Raw genomic sequence first — 18,183 nt, forward strand, 5'->3', positions numbered from 1 at the left:
GCCGGAGCCGCGTGCGAAGCCGGGATTTCACCGGTGGTCGCCGGGCGATCCGTGTGGCACGGCGGCCGGGCGGCGCGGTGGAAGCGGCGGCGGGGCGGGCTCGTGGGAGAGCCCGATCCGGTCGTGCAGGCGGCGCAGCGGGCCGGGCAGCCACCAGTTGGCGCCGCCCAGCAGGCGCATGGTCGCCGGGACGAGGACCGCCCGCACGAGGGTGGCGTCCACCAGGATGGCCACCGTCAGGCCGACGCCGATGGTCATCAGCACCTGGGAACGCGCCGTGAAGCCCATCGTGGCGAGCACGATGATCAGCAGGAGGGCGGCGCTGGTGATGATGTGGCCGGTGCGCTGGAGGCCGACGGCGACGGAACGCCCGTTGTCGCCCGTCCGCAGATACTCCTCGCGCACCCGGCTGAGCAGGAACAGTTCGTAGTCGTTGGCCAGGCCGAAGACGATGACCAGGACCATGGCCAGGGTGCCGACGTCCACGGTGCCGACCGTGCCGAAGCCCAGGACCGGCGCGAGACCGCCTTCCTGGAACGCCCAGACGACCGCGCCGACCGTCGCGCCCAGCGAGACGAACGCGGCCAGGACCGCCTTGACCGGCAGCACGATCGAGCCGAACGCGAGGAACAGCAGGACGAGCGTCGCCACCACGACGAACAGCAGGGCGGCCGGCGCCGCGGCGGCCATGGACTCGATGTTGTCCAGGTTGAGGGCCGGGCTGCCGTTCCCGCCGACGAGCACCTCCCGCGCCCCGGCGGGCGGCTCCTCGGCCCGGATGTCCCGCACCAGGCGGCTGTTCCGCTCGTCATCCGGCGCTCCGGTGTATCCGACGGCGACGTGGGCGAGGCCGTCCCGGACCCGCCGGAGCTCCACCTCGCCGGCGCCGGGGAGACCGCCGAGGCGTCGCAGGTAACCGTCCAGCGCGCCGGGGGCGGTGTCCCCCACGACGGCGACGTCGATGGACGGCGAGGCGGGACCGCCCGCGGGGAACCGCTCGCGGATCGTCTCCAGGGACACCTGGCCCTCCGCGTCGGGCGGCAGGTAGCGGTGATCGGTCAGGCCCGGTTGCAGCGAGAGCAGCGGCGCGCCCATGACGAGAAGCACCGCCCCCGCCGCCACCAGCCACCGCACCGGCCTGCGCATGATCGCGGTGGCCAGGCGGGCCCAGCCCCCGCCCTCGCCCTCGCCCTGGCGGCGTGCCGTACGTCGCGGCCGGGGCAGGGCGAGCGCGTTGATCCGCCGCCCCAGCACGGCCAGCAGCGCGGGGAGCACGACGAGGGCGGCCACGATGTCGAAGATCACCACAGTGATGCCGCCGACGCCGATCGAACGGAACGCGGGCTGCGGGAAGAGCAGCAGCCCGCAGAACGCGATCACCACCGTCAGCCCGGAGAACGCGACGGTACGGCCGGCCGTGGCGAGCGTCGCCGCCAGCGCCGGGGCCACCGCCGCCCGTCCGTCCGGGTCGTCCGCGCCGTCTCCCCGCCTGGCCAGCTCGTCGCGGAACCGGGAGACCATGAACAACCCGTAGTCGATCGCCAGTCCCAGTCCGAGGATCGTGGCGATGTTGAAGGCGAAGACGGAGATGTCCGTGACGTAGGTCAGGGCCCGCATGAGCGCCATCGACCCCACGACGGCCAGCCCGCCGAGCAGGACCGGCAGCCCGCCGGCCACCACTCCCCTGAAGATGATCACCAGGAGCAGCAGCAGGACGGGCATCGCGACCAGTTCGGCGCTGACCAGGTCCTCGGCCGCGAGCGTCTGTAACTGGTTCAGGCTGGCCAGGCCGCCGCCCATGGCGGTGGACAGGCCGGGGATGTGCAGGTCGCCGAGCACGGCTTCGTAGGCGGCGAGCCGTTCCTGCTCGGTGTCGCCCGCCATGGTCAGCGTCACGTAGGTGGCGTGGCGGTCGGCGGAGACGAGGGCGTCGCGGACGTCCCGCGTCAGGCCGGGCGTCCAGCGGCTGGTGACCGCGCCGACCCGGTCGGCGGGCAGTGCGTCGAGGGTCGCGGTCACCTTGCCGGCGAAGCCGGGGTCGTCCACGGTGAGGGTCTCGTGGCGGTAGACGGCGATCGCGTCCACGCCGTCGTGCCCGAACTCGCGGGTGAGCAGTTCGGTGGCCCGCACGGCCTCGGTCCCCGCCGCCGAGTAGCCGCCGCTGCCCATCGCGGCGAACACCCCGGTACCCCACACGCCCGCCGCGGCGGCGAGGACGAGCGCGACCAGCAGCACGGCACGGCGCCGCCGGTAGATGAAAAGGCTGAGCATGGATGACGCTCCCCCGGCAGCACGACACGGGCAGGTTGACGCCGTCAACCTAGTAGGCCGTGGTTGACAACGTCAACCTGACCGCACCGCCACCACTCGCGATCGACGGTGACTCACCGCTCGTCTATACTCGCTGCGATCATGCTGAAGAAGGTGCCCTTGAACGAGCTGGGACGTTCTCAAGAGGATCGCGGGATGACCGGGCGCACGACCGGAATCACGATCGACGCGGACGGGCGTGACTCCTCCGGCAGGGCGATGAGCATATTGGCCGGCGAATACACGGCGTATGTCAATGGGCTCGGCTTCGCCGACGAGGCGCCGTTGCCGTACGAGGAATTCGCCGCCGGCGGGCACGCGTGACCGAGCAGGCCGTAGCGAGCGGGCTGGCGTTGCTGGGTGTCCCGCCGCTGCCCGACCTGGAGGCCATCGATCGGCACATCACCGAGCTGGACGGGGCCGCCGCACGTCACCGGGCACTTGCCACCGAGAGCAGGAACACCCTCCGGCTCGCCTCGGTGAACAGCGGTCCGGCCGCCCGACGCGGCGAACGCCCACGTGACCGGCCGCGGCGGAACCGCCGCCACCGCCGAAGACCTCGCCCACCGCCTGTCGGCCACCGCCGGCACCCTGCGGTCCGCCCGAGGCGCACTGGTCTGGGTCGGCGGAGTGCTGGCCGGACTGGGACTGCTTGCCCTCGCAGCCGCCGTACAGGCGCCTCAGCTCCTGCCCAGGCTGAGAACGCTGGCCGCCGAATTCTCATCCAGGTTGCGTGAGGTCATCGCCCGCATCGGCGCACTGATGCGAGGCATGTCCACCACCTTGACCAACCGCAGGGTCGACAGGGTCGCCGGCCGCTTCCACGACAAATGGCGGGCGGCACGCAGACTTTCCGACAACACCTACGAACCCAGGTTGAAGACCACCACGGACTCAGCCTGGATCAAGAAGCACAACACCGATCAGGTAGACATCGCCAACACCCGCTACCAATCTCTGCCCGCCGACTGGCAGCACGAGAACCGGGAGTCCGCGCGCATCGGGATCCAGCTCGTCGACGAGGCACGTGCGAGCGGCGTGAACGTCCGGAGCGAGCGGTTCATGGAGGAGGCGAGTTCGGTAGTGCACGACAGGTGGCTCGCCCGCAACGGTTCCTGGGCCAGCGAGGAACAGCGCCGCCCCTACGGACTGCTTTCCGAGGCGGAGAAGGAAAAGGATCGCGACGTCATCCGCACAGTCCTCGGAATCTAGGGCAGGGCTCAGAACCGTCTGTACTACCGCGCCTAATGCGTTTCCAGCCAGCCATTAGGCATAGCGGCGTCCAATATTCTTCGCACGCGGCATTGACATCTACGTCGATTTTCCGCTCACGGCCCGAGAGTGTGAGGCAGGCCGACGCCGGTTATCCAGAACCTCGACGACGCGATCGCCCGCGGCAGGCGTGCGCCGGTCAACGAGAGCGTCGGACCGCCCCGCTGTGACGAAGGGCCCGTACCGTGGCGAGGTCCGCGCTGACACCTCGCCACGGAGGGCGTCAACTCAACTCAACCTCACGCGGTGGGGGCGACGTCCCAGGCGATGTCGCCGGCGGGCGCGACATCCCAACCGATGTCACCGGCGGGCGCGACATCCCAGCTGATGTCACCAGCAGGGGCGGCGTCCCAACCGATGTCACCGGCGGGCGCGACATCCCAGCTGATGTCACCGGCAGGGGCGGCGTCCCAGCCGATGTCATCGGCGCCGGCGGCCGGTGCCATCGCCATGGCCGCGCCGAAGAATGCCGCGGACGCGGCCAGCGTCACAACAATTTTCTTGGGATTCAAAGGGCCCCCTTGACTCCTGATAAGGGAAGCACGTGGAACGCGCTCCCCGATTCGGCCTTACCCGGCAAAGGATATGGACATTCCTTAATGCGCGTCAACAGCGACCATCGGGAAATTCCACGGGACGAGAAAAGGTGTAGCAATTCTTAAAACGTATTAAGCGCTACTAACAGAATAATATTTGTCGCGATTCGATCTCGCACGGTAGCGGCGGCGGGACAAGCCCCAGGCGGCAGCCTGTCCCGCAGCCCCTCGCGCCACGCCCGGCAACCCCGGCGCGGACACCGCCGACCCACCCGGCGCCGGGGGCCGAACCCGGAGCATTGACACCGCACACGCTCACACATACGGTCCTCCTATCGTTACTGGTACGTATTAGGAAGCCACGTGAACGCGCAGAAGCGGCGCAAACCCACCCAGATCGACATCGCCCGCCTCGCCGGTGTCTCCCAGTCGACCGTCTCCCTCGTGCTCAACGAGGACCCCGCGCGGTCGCAGATCCCCGCCGCCACCCGGCAACGCGTCACGGACGCGATCCGCGAGCTGGGCTACACCGCCAACCCGGCGGCGCGCAGCCTCAAGGGCGGGCGGAACCACCTGCTCGGGCTCTACACCTTCGAGACCGTGTTCCCCCTCGACCAGCGCGACTTCTACTACCCGTTCCTGCTCGGCGTGGAGGAGGAGGCCGCGGAGCGGGGGTATGACCTGGTGCTCTTCACCTCGGCCGGCTCCGACGGCCGCAGCATCTACGCCGGGGGTGTCAACCGGCTGGGAGTGGCCGACGGCTGCGTGCTCCTCGGCAGGCACATCCGGCGTGACGACCTGGAACGCCTGGTGGGCGAGGACTTCCCGGTCGTGTTCATCGGCCGCAGGGGTGTCGAGGAGCTGTCCTTCGTGGCGGCCGACTACGCCGCGGCCACCAGGGAGGTCGTGCTCAAGCTGGCCGGACTCGGCCATCGCGACCTGCTCTACCTGGCCGCGCCCGAGGACTCCGAGCCCAGCCAGGACCGCGCCGAGGGCTACCGGCAGGGGCTGGCGGAGACGGGGCTCGCCCATGACGAGCGGGTCGTGGAGCCGGGAGAGATCACCGCGGACCGGCTCACGGAATGGCTGGCCGGTGGGGTGACCGCCATCGTGGTCGAGCCCACCGAGGACGACCGGGTCGCCGTCGCCCTCCAGGAGGCGGCGGGGAGGGCGCGGATCGACATCCCCGGGGACCTCTCGGTGGTGCTCCTGGGAGATCCGCCGTCGTGGTCGGCCTCGCCCAGGGACTGGACCGGGTTCTCGATCCCGCGGACCGAGATGGCCAGGGCCGCCGTGGAGATGCTGATCGACCTCCTTGAGGACAGGCCGGCGCGGCGGACGCTGTTCCTGCCGTGCCCGCCGGTGGAGGGCGACTCCGTGGCCCCGCCGCGGGCGACCGGGGGCGACCGGCCATGGTGAGGATCGTCGCCAGGCGGCTGCCGGTCGGGGCGTTCGTCATGTGGGGCGCCGTCACCCTCATCTTCCTGATCGTCCGCTGGGCGCCGGGCGACCCGGCGACGCTGCTGATCGGCTCGGACGCGAGCCCCGCCGAGATCGCCGGCCTGCGGGAGAGTCTCGGGCTGAACGAGCCGCTCTGGTCGCAGTACCTCCACTACCTCGGCCAGGTGCTCACCGGTGACTTCGGGAACTCCTACCGGCTGGACCAGCCCGCCATGGCCGTGGTGCTGGGACGCCTGCCCGCCACGCTGGAGTTGACCGTCGCCGCCACCGTCATCGCGGTCCTCGCCGGGCTGACGCTGGGCACGATCGCGGGCGGCCGGGCCGACCGGGTCGCGGACCGCCTGGTGTCGGCCATCACGCTCGGCTTCCAGTCCTTCCCCACGTTCTGGGTCGGCATCATGCTGATCCTGCTCCTCGCGCTGACCTTCCAGGCCCTGCCGAGCGCCGGGTCGGGGACCGCGGCCCACCTGGTGATGCCCGCCGTCACGCTGGCCCTGCCGTTCGTCGCCATCGTGGCGCGGCTCACCCGGAGCAGCGTCGCCGAGTCGATGCGGGAGCTGTACGTGCAGACCGCGCGGTCCAAGGGGCTCACCGAGCCGCAGGTGCTGGTCGGGCACGTGCTGCGGAACTCCCTGATCCCCGTCGTGACGGTGGTGGCGCTGCAGTTCGGCGCGCTGCTCGGCGGGGCGGTCGTGGTGGAGAACGTGTTCGCCTGGCCGGGGCTCGGCTCCCTCGTCGTGAACGCGGTCGCCAACCGCGACTACGCGGTGGTGCAGGCGGCGACCCTGCTGATCGCCGGGGTCATCGTCGTGCTCAACCTGGTCGCCGACCTGGCCTACTCCGCGCTGGACCCGCGGATCCGCCTGGCGGGACGCCCGTGAACCGGCCCCGGCGGATCCTCGCCGCGCTGCCGTACCTCGTCCTCGGCGGGTACGGCCTGGTGGCCGTGCTCGGCCCGGTGCTGATCGGCTACAACCCGCGGGCCACCGACGTCGTCTCGCGGCTGCTTCCCCCGGGATCGGCGACCGGCGCGGGCGAGGTCGCCTGGCTGGGGACCGACGCGCTGGGCAGGGACGTCCTGGCGCAGATCGTGTACGGCGCCCGGACGTCCGTGCTCATCGGGGTGGCCACCGTGCTCGCCTCCGCCGTGATCGGGCTCACGCTCGGCGTGATCGCCGGGTACGCCGGCGGCTGGGTGGACGCCGTGCTGACCCGTTGCTTCGACGTGCTGCTCGCCTTCCCCGGGATCCTGCTCGCGATCGTGATCGCGGGCGTGTTCGAGCGCAGCCCGGTGGTCGTCGTGGCCGCGCTGTCGGTGACGGCGTGGATCCCGTTCGCCCGCGTCGCCAGGGGATCGGCGCTGGCGACGCGGGAACGCGGCTGGGTCGACGCCGCCCGGGTCATGGGCGTGGGCCACGTCGCCACGCTCAGGCGACACATCCTCCCCTTCACCGCGGGCCCGGTCGTGGCACTGGCCACGCTGGAGTTCGGCCTGGTGGTGCTGGCGGAGGCCGGGCTCAGCTTCCTCGGCATCGGCCTGCCGCCGTCCACCGTCTCCTGGGGCCAGATCATCGCCGGCGGCAAGGACTACCTGCAGATCGCATGGTGGATCTCCACCCTGCCCGGCATCGCCCTGACCCTCCTCGTGATCAGCGTCGGGCTGTTCAGCGACCAGTTGACCAGACGCACCAAGCAGTCGCATTAAGGAGCATCCCATGACTGCTCGAAGAAGACTCGCCACCCTCACCGCCCTCGCCGTACTGGTCGCGGGCTGCGGGTGGGGCGGCGGCGGCACGGCGGGCGCCCCCTCGGCCGGCGGGAAGCCCGCGGGGCTGACCGCGGCCGGCACCTATTCGGTGGAGAGCCTGGACCCGCACGGCCCGGCGGGAGCGTCCGCCGGCACCCAGCTCGCGGCCCAGGCGATCTTCAGCCGCCTGGTACGGCCCGGCGCCGACGGCTCGGTGACCGGCGACCTCGCGACGAGGTGGACGTCCGGCGACGGCGCCACCACCTGGACCTTCACCCTGCGCGAGGGCGTCACCTTCTCCGACGGGAGCCCCCTGACCGCCCAGGACGTGGTGGCCTCCTTCGACCGGGTCAGGGAGCTGAAGGGTCCCGTCGCCGGCAACTTCCCCGACACCGAGGTGTCGGCCCCCTCCGACCGGGAGGTGGTGTTCACCTCCAGGACGCCGAACGCCGCGATCCTCGGCAAGCTCACGCAGTTCTACGTGGTCCCCGCCAAGGCGGGCGACGGCTTCTTCGGCGCGCCGGTCGGCTCGGGGCCGTTCACGGTCACGTCGTTCACGCCAGGCGAGAGCCTGGAGCTGGCCCCCAACCGGCGGCACTGGAACGGCGCGCCCACGCTCGGGCGGCTGACCGTCAAGAACATCCCGGAGCTCTCGGCCAGGCTGACGGCGCTGCGCACCGGCGAGGTGCAGGTGGTCTGGGGCATCCCGGACGACCAGTTGCCGCCGCTGAAGAGCGACCCGAGCGTGACGGTCCAGGCCGTGCCGGGGACGGCGGTCTTCACGATGTGGTTCAACTCCCGGACGCCCGCGCTCAAGGACGCGGCCGTGCGCCGCGCACTGTGGCAGGCGGTCGACTTCAAGAAGATCATCTCCTCGCTCTACCCGGAGACGGGCACCCCGGCGGACTCGGTGGTCGCCCCGACGGTCCTGGGCCACGCCCCGCAGCCTCCGGTGCCACACGACCCGGACGGCGCCCGCGCCGCGCTCGCCGCGGCGGGATTCGACTTCGCCAAGCCGCTGCGACTGCAGTTCTCCGGCGCGGAGTTCCGGCAGTTCGTCCAGGCGGTCGCCTCCGACCTGGACGCCATCGGGGTCAAAACGGACGTGCGGGAGAAGGAGCCCGCGGTGTTCCTGGAGGACCTGCTGGCCCTCAAGTGGGACGTCAACTTCCAGCAGCTCGCCACGCCGACCCGCGACGCGGCGACCAACCTGGGCCGGCTCTACCCGTGCGCGGCCGGGCGCAACGGCTACTGCAACGAGGACCTCGACGCCCTGCTGGCCAAGGCGGAGGCGACCGACGACACCGCCGAGCGCGAGCGCTTCTACGCCGGGGCCATCGCCATCACCTGGAACGACGCGGTCGGCATGTACCCGATGTTCGTGAAGGTCCCCTACGCGTGGCGGCAGGGGGTCAACGGACTCGTCCTCGACCCCAGCGGCCTGCCGGACTTCTCGAAGGTCACGGTGAACCCGTCGTGACACTGCTGGACGTGCGAGGGTTGTCCGTGCTGCTGCCCTCCGCCTCCGGCGCGGCCGTCCCGGTGGTGGACGAGGTGTCCTTCGCCGTGCACTCCGGCTCGGTCACCGGCCTGATCGGCGAGTCGGGAAGCGGCAAGACGATGACCGCGATGGCGGTGATCGGGTTGCTGCCCGAGGGGGCGTCGTGCTCGGGCGAGCTGTGGTGGGCGGGTGAGGACCTGCTCGCCGCCGATCCCGCCCGCCGCCGCCGGGCGCGCGGGCGGGAGATCGCGATGATCTTCCAGGACCCGCTGGCGGCGCTCAACCCGAGCCAGACCATCGGGCGCCAGGTGGGCGAGATCCTCCGCCGCGACGGGCTGCCGCGCGCCCGGGTGCGCGAGCGGGTGCTCGCCGCGCTGGAGCGGGTGGGCGTCCCCGACCCCGCCCGGCGGATCGGCCAGTACCCGCACCAGTTCTCCGGCGGCCTGCGGCAGCGGGCCATGATCGCCCTCGCGCTGGCCGGGGAACCCCGGCTGCTCCTGGCCGACGAGCCGACGACGGCGCTGGACGTGACGGTCCAGGCACGGGTGCTGGACCTGCTGCGCCGGCTGCGGGCCGAGACCGGGCAGGCGATGCTCTTCGTCAGCCACGACCTGCGCGTGATCGCCCACGTCGCGGACGAGGTGGTGGTGATGTACGCGGGACGCGTCGCCGAGCGCGGCCCGGTCCGCCAGGTGTTCCGCGCACCGCACCATCCCTACACCAGGGCGCTGGTGGAGAGCGTGCCCGCCGTACGGGCGAAAAGCGTCCCCGCGGAGCCGCTGCCCGGGGCGCCGGCCAGTCCCCTCGCCCGGCCGGCGGGCTGCGCGTTCCACCCCCGCTGCCCGCTCGCGCGGGACCGATGCCGCCGCGAACGACCGGAGGTCCGCGCGCTGGCCCCGGGACGGCACACCGCGTGCCACTTCGCGGAGGAACTCGCGGCGGGGGCACGCCCGTGAACGGCCTGGAGGTCACCGGCCTGCGGGTGCGGTACGGCCGGGGCCGCCGCGCGCACGAGGCGGTGCGCGGCGTCAGCCTGGAGGTCGGTCCGGGCGAGACGCTCGCCCTGGTCGGGGAGTCGGGATCGGGCAAGACGAGCGTCGCGCGGGTGGTGGCCGGCCTGGCCCGCCCGGCGGAGGGCACCGTCGCCTACGAGGGGACGCCCCTGGGGCCCGTCCGCTCCCGGCCCGCCCACGTGCAGCGCGGCATCCAGATGATCTTCCAGGACCCGCGGTCGTCGCTGAACCCGCGCATGCGGGTGGGCGCCATCGTCGCCGAGGCGTGGAGCGCGCACCCGGGGGTCGCGCCGCCGGGGGACCCGGCCGAGGCGGTCGCGGCGCTGCTGGGCGACGTCGGGCTGGACCCGGGCGTGGCCGGCCGCCGCCCCGGCGCGCTGTCCGGCGGCCAGTGCCAGCGGGTCGGCATCGCCCGCGCCCTCGCGCTGCGGCCCAGGCTGCTGGTGTGCGACGAGGCGGTCTCCGCGCTGGACGTGTCGGTCCAGGCGCAGATCCTGCGCCTGCTGATCGACCTGCGCGCCGCCCACGGCCTGGCCATGTTGTTCATCTCCCATGACCTCGGCGTCGTCAGGCAGATCGCGGACCGTACCGCGGTCATGCGAGACGGCGAACTGGTGGAACAGGGCGGCACCGAGGAGATCTTCACGGCGCCGCGCCACCCCTACACCCGCGAGCTGCTCGGCGCCGCGCTCGACCTCGGCGCCGCGCTCGATCTCGGAGAAGGAGTGACCGGATGACCCCCGAACCACGGGGCTGGAACACCTGGGACGTGCGGTTCCACACCGGCTGCGCGCACCTGCCCACCGGGCTGCGGATCCGCGCCGGCCTGCGGTCCGGCGACGGGCCGCCCACCGACGGCTTCACCTGGCGGGACGGGCTGGTCAGGCTCGGGCACCACACCGTGCACGGCGACTACGCCGAGGTCACGGTGCACGCCGGGGGGACCCGGCTGGAGCTGCGGTTCGCCGGAGGCACCGGGGACACGCTGCACGTCACCGCGGCCGTCGAAGCGGAGGAGGGCGTCCCCGCCGACCTGACGCTCGTCGTCGACCGGATGCCCGGCGTCCCCGGCCCGGCCGCGGACCCGGTGGAGTGGGTCCTCGGCGTCTCGCACGACGCGGACACCGAGCGCACCCCGGACGGCCTGCACCTGCGGGTGGCCGGCGACCGGCTCACCGCGGAGCCGCTCCGCGTCCGGCTGGCCCCGGCGACCGGCCCCACGGGCCGCGAGGTCACCGTCGAGTGGCTCGACCCCGGCCCGGTGGACGAGGAGGTCGGCGAACGCCGCCGGCACGCCCTGGCCGGGCGGATCAGGACCTCCGGCTGGCTGGGCGAGGCCGGTGACGCCTACCAGCGCTCGGTCACCTGGAACACCGTCTACGCGCCCGACCTCAAACGGGTCCTGACGCCCACCTCGCGGGACTTCGTCTGCGCGGACCGCGCCGGCTTCTACGGCCGCTGGGCCCTGCACACCTGGGACACCTTCCTCACCGGCCTGGTGGCGGCCTGGATCGACCGGGACTACGCCCGCGGGATCTTCGACCAGATCCTCGACCAGGCCGACGAACGCGGGATGCTGCCCAACCGGGTCTCCGACGACCGGGGGCGGACCGGGGACAGGTCCCAGCCGCCGGTGGGGGCGCTCGCCGTACTGTCGGCCTACCTGGGCGGCGGGCTCGGCGAGGAGACCCGGGACCGCGGCCTGCTGGAGCGCGCCTATCCCGTGCTGCGCGCGTGGCACGAGTGGTGGCCGGCCGCGCGGCGGGGGCCGCACGGGCTGCTGGCGTGGGGCTCTGACCCCGTCGAGGGCGACGAGGAGTCCGCCACGGCCGACCGCGCCCGGCGCGAGTCCGGGCTCGACGACTCGCCGATGTACGACGACGTCCGCTACGACCCGGCGACCCGCACGATGGACCTCGCCGACGTGGGCCTGTCCGCCCTGCACATCGCGGACGCCGACGCCCTGGCCGAGATCGCCGCCCGGCTGGGCCTCGCGGACGACGCCGCTCGGTTCCGCGCGGAGGCGGGCGAGGCCCGTTCCCGGGTGGACGCGCTGATGTGGCACGAGGACACCTACCGCAACGTGTGGGCGGACGGCCGCCACTCCGAGCACCTGGCGCCGACGATGCTCTACCCGCTCCTCGCCCGGATCCCCACGCCGGAACGCGCCCGGACGCTGGCCGAGCGGCTGCTGCGCCCGGAGGCCCTCGGCGGCGACCCGCCGCTGCCGAGCGTCTCACGCGAGGACACCGGGTTCACCGACCACTACTGGAGGGGCCGGATCTGGGCCCCGCTGGCCTTCCTCGCGGTGTCGGGCCTGCGCAGGTACGGCCTGCCGGCGCGGCCGATCGTGGACCGGCTGCTCACCCTGTACCTGGACGAGTGGGCCCGGCACAGCCACGTCAGGGAGAACTACCCGACCGTCCCCGGCGAGGACGTCCGGCCGCTCGCGGCACGCTCCGACGGACTGTTCGGGTGGGGGTCGCTCCTGGCCCACCTGGCCTTCCAGGAACTCGCGGACCCGCGCGAGGACGGGTGGCGGTTCGCCCATCCCGGCCGCCCGGCGGAGCTGGCCGGCCTGTGCCTCGGCGAAGGGCCGCTCACGATCACGGCCGGCGACCGGCTGAGGGTGCTGCTCGGCGACGCGACACTGCTGGACGCGCCGCCGGGGATGACCGTCACCGGCTATCACCGGACCGCGGCGTCCGTGTCCGCCGTGGTGTCCGGCGGCCCCGGCGAACTGCTGCTCGCGCCCCCCGCCGGGGTGGGTGGCGAGGCCGCGATCACCGTCGCGGGGGTGACGCGGCGCGAGGTCCTCACCGGAGGCCGGCCCGTCCCCCTCGTCATCCCCTCGCCGGACCCCACTCCGGTTCGCATAGAGAAAGGCACCTGGTGACCGACCGCAAGGTGGACATGCTGGTAGTGGGCGGCGGGCTGGGCGGCGTCGCCGCCGCGCTGGCGGCCCTGCGCAGGGGCCGGTCGGTGGTGATGACCGAGGAGACCGACTGGCTCGGCGGGCAGCTCACCAGCCAGGGGGTCCCGCCCGACGAGCACCCGTGGATCGAGCAGTTCGGCTGCACCCGGAGCTACCGGCTGCTGCGCGAGGAGATCCGGCGCTACTACCGCGCCTGGTACCCGCTGACCCAGGCGGCGCGCGAGCGGCCGGACCTCAACCCGGGCGAGGGCCGGGTCAGCCGGCTGTGCCACGAGCCGAGGGTGGCGGCCGAGGTCCTGTCCGCGATGGTCGCGCCGTACGTGGCCGCCGGGACGCTGCGGGTGCTGTACGGGCACCGCCCGGTGGCCGCCGACGTCGAGGGCGACGAGGTGCGGATGGTGGAGTTCGAGGGGCCGGACGGCGGGCGGGTCGAGGTGGCCGCCCGGTACGTGCTCGACGCGACCGAACTGGGCGACCTGCTGCCCCTCACCGGGACGGAGTACGTGACCGGGTTCGAGTCCGCGAACAGGACCGGCGAGCCGCACGCGCCGGCCGAGGCCCAGCCGCACAACATGCAGGCGTTCTCCTGGGTCTTCGCCGTGGACCACCGCGAAGGGGAGGACCACACGATCGACCGCCCGGCGCGCTACGCCGAATGGCGGGAGTACCGGCCGTCGTTCTGGCCGGACCGGCTGCTGAGCCTGACCGCCCCCGACCCGCGCACGCTGGAGAGCGTGCCGCGCAGGTTCGTGCCCAACGAGGTGACCGGACCGGTCGTCGCCGACCAGAGCAAGGATCCTGGCGACAAGGACCTGTGGGTGTTCCGGCGGATCCTCTCCCGTGGCGTGTTCCGTCCGGGATTCCTGGCGAGCGACGTGGTCGTGGTCAACTGGCCGATGATCGACTACCTGCCCGGCCCGCTGGTCGGCGTCTCCGGCGCCGAGCGCGCCGGGCACCTGGCCGGGGCCCGCGAGCTGAGCCTGAGCATGATGTACTGGCTGCAGACCGAGGCGCCCCGGCCCGACGGCGGCACCGGCTGGCCGGGCCTGCGGCTGCGCGGCGACGTCATGGGCACCGCGGACGGCCTGGCCAAGGCGCCCTACATCCGCGAGTCGCGCCGGATCGAGGCGCGGTACACCGTCGTGGAGCAGGACCTCGCCTACTCCGTGCGCGGCGAGCGCGGCGCGGTCCGCTACCCCGACACCGTCGGCATCGGCATGTACCGCATCGACCTGCACCCCTCGACCGGCGGCGACACCTACATCGACGTGTCGAGCTGCCCGTTCCAGATCCCGCTCGGCGCGCTGCTGCCGGTCAGGACGCGCAACCTGCTGGCGGCCGCCAAGAACATCGGAACCACGCACATCACCAACGGCTGCTACCGCCTGCACCCGGTGGAGTGGAACATCGGCGAGTCCGCGGGCGCGCTCGCCGCCTTCTGCCTCGCCCGCGGCCTCGCCCCGGAGCAGGTGCACCGGGACGGGCGGTTGCTGGCGGAGTTCCAGGACGGGCTCGCCCAGGACGGCGTGGAGCTGGCCTGGCCGGAGATCAGGGGGTACTGACCGTGTCCGACGGCCGGAGTCTGCTGCGCGGCGTCATGGTGCCGCTCGTCACGCCGATGGACCGCCCCGGGCGGCCGGACCGGCGCGCCGCCCCGCACCTGCTGTCCCGCATGGCCACCGCCGGGGTGCGCGGCCTGCTGCTGCTCGGCAGCAACGGGGAAGGCCCCCTCGTCCCCGCCGGATCCATCGGCGGCTATGTCACGGCGATGGCCAGGGAGTGGCGGGAACTCACCCCGGGCGGGCCGGTGGTGGTCAACGTCTCGGCGGCCGGGACGCTGGAGGCCCTCGCCCGCGCCGAGGCCGCGCTCCCGGCCGGGCCTGACGCGTTCCTGCTCAGCCCGCCCAGCTACTTCCGGCACCGCGACGACGAGGTCGTCGCGCACTACGCCGCGCTGGCCGGCCTCGGCGTCCCCGTCGTCGTCTACAACGCGCCACGCTACGCGCAGCCGCTCACCCCGGACCTGGTGGCGCGGATCCTGAGCCTGGACCACGTCGCCGGGATCAAGGACAGCTCCGGCGACGCCGGCCTCCTCGCGCACATCGTCGCCGTCGCCCGCGACGTCGGCGGCGTGGGCGTCACCCAGGGCGCGGAGCGGGATCTGGCCGCCGGGCTGCGCGCGGGCGCGGACGGCATCGCGCCGGGGCTGGCCAACTTCGCGCCGGGCCCGATGGCCGGCCTGTTCGCCGCGCACGCCGCCGGCGACGACGCGGAGTCGGACCGGCTCCAGGCGGTCGCCACCGAGCTGACCTCGCTGCACGCCATCAGGGCCGGAGTGCCCTCGGTGAAGGAACTCCTGCGCCGGCGCGGCCTGTGCACCGAGCACCTGGCCCCGCCGCTGCTGCCGTGCGACGAGGCCGAGCGTGCCGCGATCCACCGCTTCGCCGCCGACCACTCCGTTCACCTCGTCGAAGGGAACCCCGCGTGAAGTCCGTGCCATCCGTGTTATCCGTGCCATCCGTGTTGTCGGTGTCATCGGTGTTGTCGCTGGTCATGGCGATCCTGGCCACCACGCTCGCGGCGCCGGCGCCGGCGCAGGCCGCGGCGCCCGGACGTTTCGCCGAGACCGTCCTGTGGGACGCCGCCACCGACCCGACGTACGAGAACTTCCACGTCCACGCGCTCGCCGTCACCCCGGCGGGCACCACGCTGGCCTTCACCGAAGGGCGCTACGAGGTCTGCGACGCGGGGCCGCGCGACGTGCTGATGCGCCGCAGCACCGACGGCGGCGCCACCTGGTCGCCGACCCGGATCGTCGTCCCCTCCCGGAACGGCAGCTCACCGGGCAACCCCGCCCTGGTGACCGACGGGTCCACCGGCGAGGTCTTCCTCTTCTACAACGAGGGCACCCGCGACGCGGGCAACACCACCTGCTCCGCCGACCGCACCCGGCTGTACATGGTCTCCAGCAGGGACGACGGCCTCACCTGGGGCACGCCGCGCGAGCTGACCCCGCTGTTCGCCGCCAACCCCCACGGGTGGACGCTGCACGGCGCGGGCCCCGGCCACGGGGTCCAGCTCGCGAGCGGCCGGTTGTACGTGCCGACCGCCCACCGCAGGGAGGTCCGGTACTCGGTGCCCGAGCGGCGTTACGGCATGGCCGGCCTCTACAGCGACGACCACGGAGCCACCTGGCAGGCCGCCCAGCCGGTCACCGTCTCCCCCGACTACCCGATGAACGAACCGCGGGTGTACGAACGGTCGGACGGCGCGCTGGTCGCCAGCACGCGCAACGCCGTCGGCGGGGAACGGCGGCGGGTCACCGCGATCAGCACCGACCGGGGCGCGACGTGGTCACGCCCGCTGCTCGACACCGCGATCACCCCGTACGTGGCCGTCGACTCCGCGGTGCGGCGCTACAGCGGGGGCCCGGCGAGCGACGCGCCCGACCGGCTGCTGTTCTCCCGCCCCGACTCGCCCGCCCGGCGGAACATGACGGTGTCGATCAGCTACGACGAGGGCTACAGCTACCGCTACAGCAGGGTCATCACCTCCGGCCCGTCCTACTACTCCGACCTCGGCGTTCAGCCCGACGGCACGATCACCCTGCTGTACGGCAGGGACGGCACGCACGGCTCCTTCCCCCAGCGGGTGTCGGTGGCGAGGTTCGACCTGGCCTGGCTCACCGGCGGCAGGGACTCCGCCCAGGGCGGCCCCGGGCTCACCGAGCGGTCCCACGAACTGTCCGGCGCCCGGCCGGGCGAGACCGTGCTCGATCCGCACGCCCGCGGCGGCGGATACGCCAGTTTCGAGGCCGCCGCGGGCGGCCGCGTCGAGGTCCCGTTCGACGTCCCCGGCACGGCGGCCGGGCGCACCGAGGTGGCCGTCCGCTACCTGCGGCTCGCGCGGGGCGCGACGGTCCGGGCGAGCATCGACGGCGTGGACCTGCCGGCCGCGGTGGTGGACACGACCTCGACGACGCTGCCGATGTTCCAGACGTACCAGCACGGCGCGGTCACGCTGCAGCCCGGCAGGCACACCATCCGGTTCACGGTCACCGGGCCGGGTCACGGCGGGGGCACGACCCTCGCCCTGGACCAGCTCTCCCTCGTCACCGGCGGCGCCGCGGCCGATCCCCTGAAGGCCGTGGCCGACAACGACTCGGCGCTGGACTTCGGGGCCGTGTCCGGCACGTGGAGCCGCGGCACCGGAACCCCCGGCTTCTACGGCGGCAGCTACCACTTCCACGCCGCGGGCACCGGCGCCTCGGTCGCCCGGTGGCGTCCCGAGGTGCCCGCCAGCGGGCGGTACGAGGTGTCGGTGTGGTACGTCCAGCATGAGAACAGGGGGTCCGACGTCCCCTACACGGTCAGATTCGAGGGCGGCACGGCGACAGTCCGGGTGGACCAGCGGGTGAACGGCGGGAAGTGGGTGCCGATCGGCCGGTATCCCTTTGTCGCGGGGAACCGGGGGACGATCCAGGTCAGCGACGACGCCGACGGATTCGTCATCGCCGACGCCGTCCGCCTCACCCCGGTGACACCGTGACCGGGTCAGGACAGCCGTCGTAGCAGGGACCGCAGGCCCGGAGGGTCCGGCGGCTCACCGGCCTGGTGCGCGGAGCGGAACTCGCGCGGGGACCGGCCGAACGCGGCGCGGAACCGGCGGGAGAAGTGCAGCGGGTCGGTGAAGCCGCAGTCGCGGGCCACCACCGTGACGGTCATGTTGCTGCGCAGGAGGAGGGTGCGCGCGCGGGCCAGCCGTACGAGTTCGAGGGCCGCCGCGGGCGGGTGGCCGAAGTGGCGGGTGAACAGCCGCGAGATGTGGGTCCTGGACACCAGGGCCGCGGCGGCGAGCTCGTCCACGGCGACGCCGCGCATGCCGCCGGCGGCCCAGGTGGCGCGCACCCAGTCGAGGGCCGCCGCGAGCGCGGCCGGCTCCGGCCGGTCGCGCCGTTCCGGCAGCGGCCCCCGGACGAAGATGCCGATCAGCGTGCCCAGCACCTCCTCGATCCGGTCCCGCGAGCCGGTCCCGCCCTCGTCGGCCAGCCACAGCAGGTAGGAGAGCAGACCGGCGAGGGGGCTCGGCGCGGCGGTGGGGCGGACCAGGGGCCAGCCGCCGGTGTCCACCTCCGGGCTGATCGAGACGTGCACGTAGCCGTGCGCGCACGGGGAACGCGCGTCCCAGGCGAACTCGTCCCGCATCCCGGGCCGGACCAGCAGAAGGTCGCCGGGGGCCAGCTCGCGCTCGTCCGGCACGTCGAGCCGCCGCCAGCGGGCCGTGCCCGTCACCATCCACACCAGCTCGAAGTCCACCAGGGTGCGCGGGCCGAAGGTCGCCCCGCGCGAGTAGTGGGCGACCGTGGGCGGCTGCCTGCCGATCCTGCACCTGAGCGGGGTCACGATCGT

At 73.3% G+C, this 18,183-nt stretch carries 15 protein-coding genes; 12 read left to right on the forward strand and 3 right to left on the reverse strand.

Annotated elements, in window-relative coordinates:
* Window positions 1-27 precede the first annotated feature (27 nt).
* Window positions 28-2,271: an MMPL family transporter gene (locus QSK26_RS33650; RefSeq protein ID WP_285779353.1), complete on the reverse strand. Its 2,244-nt coding sequence runs from the start codon at window positions 2,269-2,271 to the stop codon at window positions 28-30.
* 141 nt (window positions 2,272-2,412) lie between these two features.
* Between QSK26_RS33650 and QSK26_RS33655 the strand changes: the two genes are divergently transcribed.
* Window positions 2,413-2,634, forward strand: a complete 222-nt coding sequence (locus QSK26_RS33655) for a hypothetical protein (RefSeq protein WP_285779354.1) — start codon at window positions 2,413-2,415, stop codon at window positions 2,632-2,634.
* A 195-nt stretch (window positions 2,635-2,829) separates the two neighbouring features.
* Window positions 2,830-3,522, forward strand: a complete 693-nt coding sequence (locus tag QSK26_RS33660; RefSeq protein WP_285779355.1) for a hypothetical protein — start codon at window positions 2,830-2,832, stop codon at window positions 3,520-3,522.
* 299 nt (window positions 3,523-3,821) lie between these two features.
* On the opposite strand, the gene QSK26_RS33665 is transcribed toward QSK26_RS33660, so the two are convergent.
* Window positions 3,822-4,094 (reverse strand): hypothetical protein, encoded by a 273-nt coding sequence (locus tag QSK26_RS33665; protein ID WP_285779356.1) that lies wholly within the window; start codon window positions 4,092-4,094, stop codon window positions 3,822-3,824.
* A 387-nt stretch (window positions 4,095-4,481) separates the two neighbouring features.
* On the opposite strand from QSK26_RS33665, the gene QSK26_RS33670 reads away from it, so the two are divergent.
* The 10 genes from QSK26_RS33670 to QSK26_RS33715 are packed head-to-tail and all read left to right on the forward strand — an operon-like array spanning window position 4,482 to window position 17,323.
* Window positions 4,482-5,537: a LacI family DNA-binding transcriptional regulator gene (locus QSK26_RS33670; protein WP_285779357.1), complete on the forward strand. Its 1,056-nt coding sequence runs from the start codon at window positions 4,482-4,484 to the stop codon at window positions 5,535-5,537.
* Window positions 5,531-6,460, forward strand: coding sequence for an ABC transporter permease (locus QSK26_RS33675; protein ID WP_285779358.1), 930 nt, complete (start codon window positions 5,531-5,533; stop codon window positions 6,458-6,460). The genes QSK26_RS33670 and QSK26_RS33675 overlap by 7 nt, the downstream gene beginning before the upstream one ends.
* Window positions 6,457-7,284 (forward strand): ABC transporter permease, encoded by an 828-nt coding sequence (locus QSK26_RS33680; protein ID WP_285779359.1) that lies wholly within the window; start codon window positions 6,457-6,459, stop codon window positions 7,282-7,284. Before QSK26_RS33675 ends, QSK26_RS33680 begins: the two co-directional genes overlap by 4 nt.
* Window positions 7,285-7,294: 10 nt before the next feature.
* The gene (locus tag QSK26_RS33685; RefSeq protein ID WP_285779360.1) at window positions 7,295-8,806 is read left to right on the forward strand and encodes an ABC transporter substrate-binding protein; all 1,512 of its coding nucleotides are present in this window, start codon (window positions 7,295-7,297) and stop codon (window positions 8,804-8,806) included.
* On the forward strand, window positions 8,803-9,783 hold the full coding sequence (locus tag QSK26_RS33690) for an ABC transporter ATP-binding protein (RefSeq protein ID WP_285779361.1): 981 nt from the start codon (window positions 8,803-8,805) through the stop codon (window positions 9,781-9,783). Before QSK26_RS33685 ends, QSK26_RS33690 begins: the two co-directional genes overlap by 4 nt.
* On the forward strand, window positions 9,780-10,577 hold the full coding sequence (locus QSK26_RS33695; RefSeq protein ID WP_285779362.1) for an ATP-binding cassette domain-containing protein: 798 nt from the start codon (window positions 9,780-9,782) through the stop codon (window positions 10,575-10,577). The genes QSK26_RS33690 and QSK26_RS33695 overlap by 4 nt, the downstream gene beginning before the upstream one ends.
* Window positions 10,574-12,736, forward strand: a complete 2,163-nt coding sequence (locus QSK26_RS33700) for an amylo-alpha-1,6-glucosidase (RefSeq protein WP_285779363.1) — start codon at window positions 10,574-10,576, stop codon at window positions 12,734-12,736. Before QSK26_RS33695 ends, QSK26_RS33700 begins: the two co-directional genes overlap by 4 nt.
* Window positions 12,733-14,337: an FAD-dependent oxidoreductase gene (locus QSK26_RS33705; RefSeq protein WP_285779364.1), complete on the forward strand. Its 1,605-nt coding sequence runs from the start codon at window positions 12,733-12,735 to the stop codon at window positions 14,335-14,337. Before QSK26_RS33700 ends, QSK26_RS33705 begins: the two co-directional genes overlap by 4 nt.
* A gap of 2 nt (window positions 14,338-14,339) precedes the next feature.
* On the forward strand, window positions 14,340-15,263 hold the full coding sequence (locus QSK26_RS33710; protein ID WP_285779365.1) for a dihydrodipicolinate synthase family protein: 924 nt from the start codon (window positions 14,340-14,342) through the stop codon (window positions 15,261-15,263).
* Between the two features lie 50 nt (window positions 15,264-15,313).
* Entirely contained in the window at window positions 15,314-17,323 is a 2,010-nt protein-coding gene (locus tag QSK26_RS33715) for a golvesin C-terminal-like domain-containing protein (protein ID WP_285779366.1), read from the forward strand.
* Between the two features lie 5 nt (window positions 17,324-17,328).
* Here the strand turns inward: QSK26_RS33715 and QSK26_RS33720 are convergent, their stop codons facing one another.
* Window positions 17,329-18,177, reverse strand: a complete 849-nt coding sequence (locus QSK26_RS33720; RefSeq protein ID WP_285779367.1) for a helix-turn-helix transcriptional regulator — start codon at window positions 18,175-18,177, stop codon at window positions 17,329-17,331.
* Window positions 18,178-18,183: the final 6 nt, after the last annotated feature.

Source organism: Microtetraspora sp. NBRC 13810 (assembly GCF_030268685.1).
In the GTDB taxonomy this organism is placed as follows: Bacteria; Actinomycetota; Actinomycetes; order Streptosporangiales; family Streptosporangiaceae; genus BSRQ01.